The organism is Paenibacillus sp. Y568 (genome assembly GCF_059445545.1).
Genome location: NZ_JCAIUM010000013.1, coordinates 135,688 through 145,405, shown reverse-complemented (window position 1 = coordinate 145,405; position 9,718 = coordinate 135,688). Strand labels below are relative to the sequence as shown.

Annotated in this window: 6 protein-coding genes, 1 rRNA gene and 1 riboswitch; all 7 genes read right to left on the bottom strand. The window is 40.1% G+C overall.

Translation table 11 applies throughout. The annotated features are described in order from the left end of the window. Window positions 1-68: ribosomal RNA gene (locus AC1D7X_RS18330) — 16S ribosomal RNA — on the bottom strand; the annotation flags it as partial. A gap of 532 nt (window positions 69-600) precedes the next feature. Further along, on the bottom strand, window positions 601-2,010 hold the full coding sequence (locus AC1D7X_RS18325; protein WP_495475855.1) for an NCS2 family permease: 1,410 nt from the start codon (window positions 2,008-2,010) through the stop codon (window positions 601-603). A 117-nt stretch (window positions 2,011-2,127) separates the two neighbouring features. Continuing rightward, window positions 2,128-2,227, bottom strand: a riboswitch (purine riboswitch). Between the two features lie 477 nt (window positions 2,228-2,704). Next, on the bottom strand, window positions 2,705-3,148 hold the full coding sequence (locus AC1D7X_RS18320) for a hypothetical protein (RefSeq protein WP_495475854.1): 444 nt from the start codon (window positions 3,146-3,148) through the stop codon (window positions 2,705-2,707). A gap of 331 nt (window positions 3,149-3,479) precedes the next feature. Beyond that, window positions 3,480-5,018: a glutamine-hydrolyzing GMP synthase gene (gene guaA, locus AC1D7X_RS18315; RefSeq protein ID WP_495458066.1), complete on the bottom strand. Its 1,539-nt coding sequence runs from the start codon at window positions 5,016-5,018 to the stop codon at window positions 3,480-3,482. A gap of 85 nt (window positions 5,019-5,103) precedes the next feature. Next, complete coding sequence (locus tag AC1D7X_RS18310; RefSeq protein WP_495475853.1) at window positions 5,104-7,386, bottom strand: transglutaminase-like domain-containing protein; 2,283 nt, start codon at window positions 7,384-7,386, stop codon at window positions 5,104-5,106. Further along, window positions 7,346-8,641 carry a DUF58 domain-containing protein gene (locus AC1D7X_RS18305; RefSeq protein ID WP_495475852.1) on the bottom strand — a complete coding sequence of 432 codons (1,296 nt, stop codon included), beginning with the start codon at window positions 8,639-8,641 and terminating at the stop codon, window positions 7,346-7,348. The genes AC1D7X_RS18310 and AC1D7X_RS18305 overlap by 41 nt, the downstream gene beginning before the upstream one ends. After that, window positions 8,638-9,609, bottom strand: a complete 972-nt coding sequence (locus tag AC1D7X_RS18300; protein WP_495475858.1) for an AAA family ATPase — start codon at window positions 9,607-9,609, stop codon at window positions 8,638-8,640. Before AC1D7X_RS18300 ends, AC1D7X_RS18305 begins: the two co-directional genes overlap by 4 nt. Window positions 9,610-9,718: the final 109 nt, after the last annotated feature.

Genomic DNA, 9,718 nt, shown 5'->3' with positions numbered 1-9,718 from the left:
CGCTCGACTTGCATGTATTAGGCACGCCGCCAGCGTTCGTCCTGAGCCAGGATCAAACTCTCCAAATTATATTGATTTCAAATCAGCTTTGCAGTGATTTGGAATCAATTTAGAAAGAGCGATTATGCTCATTTAAAACAAACTGACGAGAAATTACTTTCTCTATCAAATGATTTCTCATTTGTTTTGACTTCACTTTCGTGAAATCTACTCACTCGTTGTTCAGTTTTCAAAGACCAATTTATTTGTTTTGTTGTTACCAGTTGTTCTCGGCGACAACTTATATATCATAACACGTCCGGTTCGTTTATGCAAGCTTTATTTTCGTTTAAGAATCATTCGAGTTTGGCTTGCCGATTCAATAAAATGTGTTATTTATTGGCCGGACTAATAATATATCACGGACAGAAATGAATAGCAAGCTTTTTTATTAATATATCTCTACAAAATAGATTCCCCGGATTTGAACAAACTTATGCATGTTACTTTAACATTTGTAGAAAGTCCATATTGGGAGATTCTACACTATTCATTTTCGCATAAAAAAAGCATGACCCTAAGGTCATGCTACATATAATAGTCACATTTCGCCAAGTTGTATTAACCTTCGCTTCCAAGGAACACATAGCGCAAGATGATCAGAACCGCCAACACCCACATCAACCAGTGAACGTTATATTTCTTCTTCTCCTTAAGATTACCGACAGTAGCAAGAATAACATAAGCTACAATCCCGAACGAGATCCCATTAGCAATATTATAGGTGAACGGCATCATTACAATAATCAAGAAGGCTGGAATGGCAACAACCATATCCTGAAATTCAATTTCTTTAATCGATTGAACCATAAGTACACCAACAATGATGAGCGCAGCCGCAGTAGCTGATCCTGGGATCAAAGCGACTATCGGAGCAAGGAACAATGCTAACAAGAAACATACGCCAGTTGTAACAGCAGTAAGACCCGTACGTCCACCTTCAGCTACTCCAGCAGAACTTTCAACAAAAGCCGTTGTTGTTGAAGTACCAAGCATTGCACCACCTGTTACAGCAACAGCATCTACAAACATTGCTTTACCTACACGCTTTTTACCTTCAACTGGATCTTTCATAATACCAGCACGTGTAGCAGTACCTACTAATGTACCGAAGGTATCGAACAACTCTACAAAGGTAAACGTTACAATAGCTGATACAAGACCTGTATGCATAATACCTTCCCAATCGAAGGTCATAAAGTTCAATTGAGTGAAATCAGGAACCCAATGATTATCAGGACTTGATAATGTGTTAAAGTCAACTACCCCCATAAGCATAGCCACAACGGTTGTACCAAGGATACCGAACAGAATCGCACCTTTCACATTCAGTACCATCAAGATCGCGATTAAAATAATACCAACAAGAGCTAATTGAACATTCGTATCTAAAAGGCTACCTAAATGAATCACTGTTTCAAATGAAAGTACATCTGTATAAGTATGTGCTGGAATATCAGCGCCTGCTTCGACACCGATTGCCATCAATCCACTATTCTTCAACCCTAGAACGGTGATAAACAATCCGATTCCGACTGTAATGGCATGTTTCAGACTATCTGGAATAGCATCAAGCAACATCTGACGGATATGAGTAATCGTCAACAGAATGAAGATTAATCCAGAAATGAATACGGCTGTTAATCCCATTTGCCAAGTAAAAGGATGATCCGTAGTTGCAGAAGACAATACAACAGAAGCGAAATAAGCATTCAATCCCATACCAGGAGCTAGAGCAACCGGAAAATTAATAAACAACCCCATTGCAATTGTGAAAATACCGGCCGCTAATGCAGTTGCTAAGAATACAGAATACCAACCCATATCTATTTGACCAAAAGCGGTCAACGTGTTCGGATTGATTGACAAGATATAGGCCATCGCCATAAACGTAGTCAACCCAGCCATTATCTCTGTTCTCACTGTGGTGCCATTCTGTTTTAATTTAAAAAACCGATTTAACCGATTCATTACAATACTTCCCCCTCAAATATGTTTAACAGCAACAAAAAGCTGAAGTCATAGTGACTCCAGCCAGAATAAAAAGATAGTAGCCCGTATATCGACAGCCATAAGGCTATTGTAAACGTGGGTTTCTTTTATAATCGTAGCCAGGTCATTATGGTGACCTCGTAGAAACTTCCGAGCCGATCCTCAGAATTATACGAAAAATATATATATCATATTGTGCTTTATCATTTTATGTCGAAACAATCTGTCTGTCAATGACAAACGCGAACATTATTAGATATAATTTCGTTATTGTTCGTGAATACAGTCATTCTGGGTGTTTTATGATTATCATTATTCCCATACAATGGATAAATTATTAATTTGATTACATTAATTGTGTAGAGATCAATGAAACATTTAACTTCTAGCCTTTATTTTTCACAAAAAAGAAGAGTATACCCCTTCACAGGTTACTCTTCGTTATGATTGAACTTTTGTTCCTTTTGTCACTATTTATAGTCAGAGTAAATAAAATTGACGGAAAGAAGGCAATCAGCAGTACGCAGCAGGATCTTATGTATATTCGCTCTCAAATGTGTAGTGTGAGTTAGATAATGACACACCAAAACAAATGTTTAGTGACACAAATTTCCTGAACGTAATAAATAAAAGGACACTATGGAGTAATAATCATAGTGTCCTTTTACTTATACTATTTTATTTTAAATACACCCACTGCTTCGAAATAAAGATATCGCATATCATCTTCTTGATTTTCAATACTCATTTCTTTAAACCAATCTTCTTGTAGGTCTTCTTCAGTACGTTTTACTGATCTTCGGAATGTTAATCCAATTTCAGGAAAGTCGTAACTATAGCCATCGTCATCAGTTCTATCATAAGGACTTATCTGATCTAATGTTTCTATTAAATCTTTTGCTTTTGTATTGAATAAATCAATATCCATATACTCAACTCGTATAACGTCCCTAATACTTGAGGCGATCAGAATACGTTCAACTTTATTGTCTATATCAAAATCAAGCCAAAAAGAGAGTTGATCGTCTTCGTGTACAATTCTTTCGGCAGTCGACTTATCCATACCGATTGTCAACTTTCCAATTGACTTTCCTGGCTCAACCATAATTGAACTCATCTCAACCACCAATGTATGTTATTTAGTACTAGTAAACCCAAAGTACTGATCTGAATTATACAATGTCATAATAATTTGGTACATATATTTTGACTGTAGACAACTGAATTTATTGTATGGATCAACCATTGATTAGCCTAAAATCCTCGATTAGTTCATTTATTTTTGTCATAAAAAATACTCCCTTCTATCTGCTAAACAACGCAGATAAAAGAGAGTATTTTTTTTGCATTCAATTGTTGCAGGTGAATGAGATGGTTAACTTACGAATACTATATAAACCCTTATATTAAGGCTTCTAGAGTATTCTAAAGCGTAAAGTATCTAATATTTACTCCCACTCAATCGTAGCTGGTGGCTTAGAAGTAATGTCATACACAATGCGGTTAACATTATCTACTTCATTAACGATACGTACTGAAATTTTCTCAAGTACATCCCATGGAATGCGAGCCCAATCGGCTGTCATACCATCGATGGATGTAACCGCACGAATACCTACCGTATAGGAATAAGTACGAGCATCGCCCATTACGCCTACACTCTTCATGTTAGGTAGCGCCGTAAAGTACTGCCAAATTTCACGATCTAATCCTGCTTTGGCAATTTCCTCACGTAGAATATAATCGGAATCACGTACAATGGTAAGCTTGTCTTCTGTTACTTCTCCCAATACACGAATGGCAAGACCTGGTCCTGGGAAAGGTTGACGCCATACAATTTCAGTAGGAAGACCACATTCTTCTCCTACCTTGCGTACTTCATCTTTAAATAGTGTATTTAAAGGTTCAATTAACTTAAACTTCATATCTTCAGGAAGTCCACCCACATTATGATGGGATTTGATCGTTTGTGCTGTCGCAGTTCCGCTCTCTACGATGTCTGTATAAAGAGTACCTTGAGCCAAGTATTTGAAATCATCAAACTGACCAGATTCTTCTTCAAAGACATAAATAAATTCATTTCCGATAATTTTACGTTTCTGTTCAGGATCATCCACGCCTTTGAGCTTGGACATGAAACGTTCGCGAGCATCAATTTTGACAACCTTCATGTCAAATTTACCGACGAATGTCTCCATAACACTCTCAGCTTCACCCTTGCGTAACAATCCATGATCAATGAACATACAAGTTAACTGATCACCAATAGCTCTATGAATCAATCTTGCAACAACAGATGAATCTACGCCACCACTAAGTGCGCACAATACATTATCTGTTCCAACAAGTTCACGAATCTCACGTACTTTATCTTCTACAAAGGATTCCATCGTCCATTTGCCATCACATTGGCACACTTCGTACAAGAAGTTACGAATCATTTCGTTACCTTTTACAGAGTGTTGAACTTCTGGATGGAACTGTACTGCGTAAAGTTGTTTCTCAACGTTACTCATTGCAGCAATTGGTGCAGATTCAGTACCTGCATCTAGAACAAATCCAACTGGAAGCTCCACAACGTGGTCTCCATGACTCATCCATACAGTCTGGTTTAACTCCAACCCTGTAAGAAGAACTGTCTGGTTCTCAAACTGCAAATCAGCCTTACCGTATTCACGTTTAGAAGAGCGTTCTACTTTTCCGTTCAGTTGGTGTGCCATAAGTTGCATCCCGTAGCAAATCCCTAGGATTGGAATGTTCAGATCATAGACAGCAGGATCGACATGTGGCGCATTCTCTGCATAGACACTAGATGGTCCACCAGAGAACACAATACCTTTAGGGGAAAGTTCTCGAATTTTCTCAGCAGGTGTGTTGTATGGTAACAATTCACTATATACACCCAGATCACGGATGCGTCGTGCGATCAATTGATTATATTGACCTCCAAAGTCAAGGACTACGATTATTTCATTAGGTTTATTCATTAGGTTATTCGTGCCTCCCTTAATTATTAAAACTAATTATACGCAACGATAATTCATACCGTCAAGAAACTAAGAACATGGTCATTTATGACAGTGAATGGGCTAGCAGTGCACATCGGTGTAAAAAGGATATGCTATGGACACGATTTAGCGCGGCTTCATTGTATGCGATACTTTCCCATTGTTGAACAAATTGAATTAATTCATCACGCAAATTCTCATCTGTAATCTTAAGTGTATGAACATATTCTCTTACTGTAATCCCGTTAGGAATTGGACCAAATCGACGTCCAACCTCGTCCCAAATAACAATAGCGGCCTGTAACAACTGCTCTTTTTGAGGAAAAGCACTTCGAGTGATGTAACGCAATCTCCATAGATGAAGGTGCCTACGACTTCTCCAAATGCTCAAAAGCATAGCCCCTAATAGTATCAACACAATAATCAATATGGGAATAAAATACCCCGCTTCTACAACGGCTATTCTAACATTCACAGCCATTGTCACGATCTGATCCAATCGATGTCTTATTAACCCTGATAAAGTGTCCTTTATTTCTCCATCCTGCTTAGGTATAGCCATAACTTCTGAACTCTCTTGGAGATTTGTAGAAAAACCTGGTGTTGGGTCAAAGGGAATCCATCCTATATTCGGAAAGTACACCTCTACCCAAGCGTGTGCATCACTTGATTTGACAACATAAGTTGTATTACTGTCAACCTTCAGAGTCCCAGGTGCATACCCTTTCACTAAACGAGATGGAATTCCTTGTGTTCGAAGAAGAACAACCATAGACGTAGCGAAATGGTTACAGTATCCTATCTTGGTCTCGAATAAAAAGTTATCCACGAAATCCTGATTGGCTGGTGGTACGCTTGTGCGAAGAGAGTATTTATAATTGTTTTGCAAAAAACGCTCCACTGCCTGCACCGCATCATACCTATTCGTTGTTTTTGTTATTAATTGGACACCCAATTCTTTCACACGTTGCGGCAGTTGTTCCGGCAACTGTAAATACCGTTTCGTAATCACCTCAGGATCACCGCTTGAATTCGCACGCATTAGTTGCTTGTTTAGAGAAGGATTTCTTACGTTAATTTGATAATCCTTTACGGGACTTGAACTTGAGGTTGCTGGATATTTTATCGTATCTGCAATCTCATCTTGTAACAGGTAAACCATCTTTTTTTGGTTCACTGTGGTAATACGCATAACGTTATTAATATCTCCTCCACTAAATAGAGGAAACTCATCACTCATCGGGTCTACAAAACTTATGGTCTGAATGACAGAACTCTGACCATCATCCTTTTTTATTATAGAATCATTCTGCAGATTCCCTTCCATAGTAACCGCTTGGAAATATGCTTGAGGCTCTGCCCACCGCCGACCATCATAATACCCAAAGGTCTCTCCACGCCAATAAGACGGAATAGGTGATTCCGCTGTAAAAACAATCTTACTATCGAGTTGAAGCGGAGCCCCTAAGTCCTCATCTCCTGTACCATAACCCGTAGTAGCTAAGTTTGAATTCTGCTTATGAGACTCGACTCCCGACCAATCTTTCAACTTCTCTACTGTTGATTCAACACTGAACTGCTGTGCTGGCTTAGCAGAGATTACTCTCCCCCCTACCCAAGCCGACCCTACAACGACTATCGCCATCACACAAACCATGACAAACCATAGATTATAGTGACGTTTGCTTATCCCATCAGAAGAGGTAGATCTCTCAATCAATCTTGATAAAGTGATACCCCCATGAAGAATTATGATCAAGAGTGCCGTACGAACTATATCTTGATATACTTCTAATCCGAGTAGTGTCTCTAAGCAAAGTAAATAGATTATAGTGGCCACTGTAAAGAGCCCGATACTCTCTCGATAAAGGGCTAGCGATTGTACCGTTGCCACAAGCAGGCTCCAGCCCAGCATTAGAATCAGCGTGCGAGTCTCTGAACCCATGGCCGATAGGCTCCACTCCTGCACGAGTACACTAACGTCATACTGTAGCGTCTGCACATAAGAAATGAGCCACTCTATCTCTCTTCCTTTTCCAAATAAGAATACCCATGCGCCTAATGTTATTATCAGATGTAAGGGAATCGATACCCACATCTTTAAGTGAAGTACCCCGACGAATAACAAGAGTGCCGTCAGAACATACAATACATCAATTAGTGAAGCACTTAAGGACCCATTAGAGAGAGGATATAGCCATTCTACAAATAACCCCATGATTGGCAAAGATAATATATAGCGATATATCAGACTATCTCCCTTTCTGGATTGGGGGATAGGTCTATTTATATCCTGGGAAACGGATTTATATATAGCTATTTTTTCGTTCTGTAAGGATGCTGTCATGGTTATTCACCCCCTTAACTGGAACTCGATCTATATCATTTCTTATATCTAAAGAAGCAACTTCCAAACTATGCACTCTAACTCCTATGCGTCCGAGTGAATCCGCAATCTCTTCTTGCTTAGCTTGTTCCGTATTTACAACATTCTGTTTAGAATGGGACGCCGAAGCATATGAGACAATAGAGTATATATCTATCTTTAATCCTTTATGGTGTAGTTTAGATACGGCTCCGATAAGTTTATGATGTAACCCCCCAGTAATGACGTACACTTGAGTTCCAGGAAGTAAATGATCCGTGTTCTCACCCATTACCATGGACATATTTTTCTTACCATTTGGTTCGATGACGGCGAGTGTGGTGTCGTAAGTTGGAAACACAGGCTGCGGACGCTCGGTCATATCACCACTTATTAATTCGACTTGAGTACCTTCTTCTAATGCACTGATAAATAACCCCGCTGCGGTGGATACAGCCCCTTCAAAGCCTTCCCGTACAACGTCCTTGTCGGCTGTTACCCCAGATGTAGCTATCTTATAGGTGTCTGGACAATGGTCTAAAATAATACATACCGCTTGATCCTCAACCGCCTCATAAAGTCGAGTCTGTAATCGCCCTCGTCGAGCTGAGCTTTTCCAATGAACTCTGCTGAGTGGATCCCCCATATTATAATCACGAACATCTAAGCCCCAGACACCTGCAGACTGTTGATGTGTCACTTGTTCTCTTTCTCTGATATCCTGACTTGTCCACCCTTGTGTTATAGATATGGCTGCTGGTATAGGGAATACTAAGATATCCTCTTCACAAGGTAGTAAATAACTGTTCTTGAAAAAGCGAAACAGTCCACCCCATTCTACATGGCAGACTTGAAAGGTTATTTTCCCCCGAGGCAGGTTCTGTAAACAATATTTATAGGTGTAAGATCTTCGCCATCCCGGAAACCACAGCTTACTGTGACTCCCTTCTGTGAAATAATCTGTGATACTCATCCAAGGGAGAGGAAGAATAGACTTGAATTGGATGTGGACCTCAACTTCAGCTGTCTTACCCGCAATAAGTCGCATCGGATTCACTGTGCGTTTGATCTCTATATGTTGAGCACCCATGCATTGTAAGATAAGACCTCCCAGCATAAAAATCCCGGTAAGAATAATTAGGAACCATATCGAGGTTCCACCGTGCCATTCATACAATGCAATGAGTGCACCAAACCCTATAACAGCAATTACCCATTCACGAATTCTGTCCCTCATGATCTGCTTCCTTTCCGGCTTCGATACAGAGGTATGCTTGTTCTAGACATCAGTTCTAGCACAATTTCCTCACCTATGACGCCTTCCATTAGGCTATGTGGATGAACAACAATACGATGGGAAAGAACAGCAATTGCCGTTTCTTTAACATCATCCGGTGTGACGTACATTCTACCATTCATATAGGCCGCAGCTTGAGAAGCTATCATCCAAGCTAAGGTGCCCCGTGGACTGATCCCAAGCTGTAATCTAGCATGGTGTCGTGATGCATCGGCGACAGAAACAAGCAATTGTTTGATGGAATCATCTACAAAGACATTCTTTACATCTCTTTGCATAGCTATCATATCCTCTACCATGATCACTGGCTTAACCCGTTCCAAAGGATGACTAATCTGCATACGAGACAACAAATCCACCTCTTGCTCCGGACTTGGGTAACCTAGACTTATACGGATAAGAAAACGATCAAGCTGAGCTTCGGGCAACCGATAAGTACCCTCGAATTGAAGTGGATTCTGAGTAGCGAATAGAAGAAATGGTCGTGGTAGTGGGTATGTTGTGCCATCGACGGTGACCTTCTTCTCCTCCATCGCTTCTAGAAGAGCCGATTGTGTTCGTGGGGAAGCACGATTGATCTCGTCAGCCAAGACTACATTGGATAAGATAGGACCCGGTCTGAATTCGAAATGTCCATGATGTGAATGGTATATGGATATCCCTGTAATATCCGAGGGCATAAGATCGTATGTAAATTGAATACGGCCAAACGTCCCTCCCATACAAGCCGCAATAGCTCGAACTAACATGGTTTTACCCACACCCGGTACATCCTCAAGTAGGACATGCCCACCACTTAGCATAGAGATGATTACAAGACGAATTTCGGACTCTTTGCCGACCATAACAGTCCCGACTCTTGATACCATTCTATCTAGCAGTTCTGGCGCGAACTCTTTGTGATTCATAGATGAAGTAGACAATATGATTACCTCTCTTCTTCGCATGGATTGATTACGTTAAATCTATCAACTATTATTTCCATGAAAGAAGAGAACTAGACCTCCAATATGTTAT

Coding starts and splice junctions, on each gene's coding strand:
- AC1D7X_RS18325 (WP_495475855.1), bottom strand. CDS start 2,010: ATGAATCGGTTAAATCGGTTTTTTAAATTAAAACAGAATGGCACCACA.
- AC1D7X_RS18320 (WP_495475854.1), bottom strand. CDS start 3,148: ATGAGTTCAATTATGGTTGAGCCAGGAAAGTCAATTGGAAAGTTGACA.
- guaA (WP_495458066.1), bottom strand. CDS start 5,018: ATGAATAAACCTAATGAAATAATCGTAGTCCTTGACTTTGGAGGTCAA.
- AC1D7X_RS18310 (WP_495475853.1), bottom strand. CDS start 7,386: ATGACAGCATCCTTACAGAACGAAAAAATAGCTATATATAAATCCGTT.
- AC1D7X_RS18305 (WP_495475852.1), bottom strand. CDS start 8,641: ATGAGGGACAGAATTCGTGAATGGGTAATTGCTGTTATAGGGTTTGGT.
- AC1D7X_RS18300 (WP_495475858.1), bottom strand. CDS start 9,609: ATGAATCACAAAGAGTTCGCGCCAGAACTGCTAGATAGAATGGTATCA.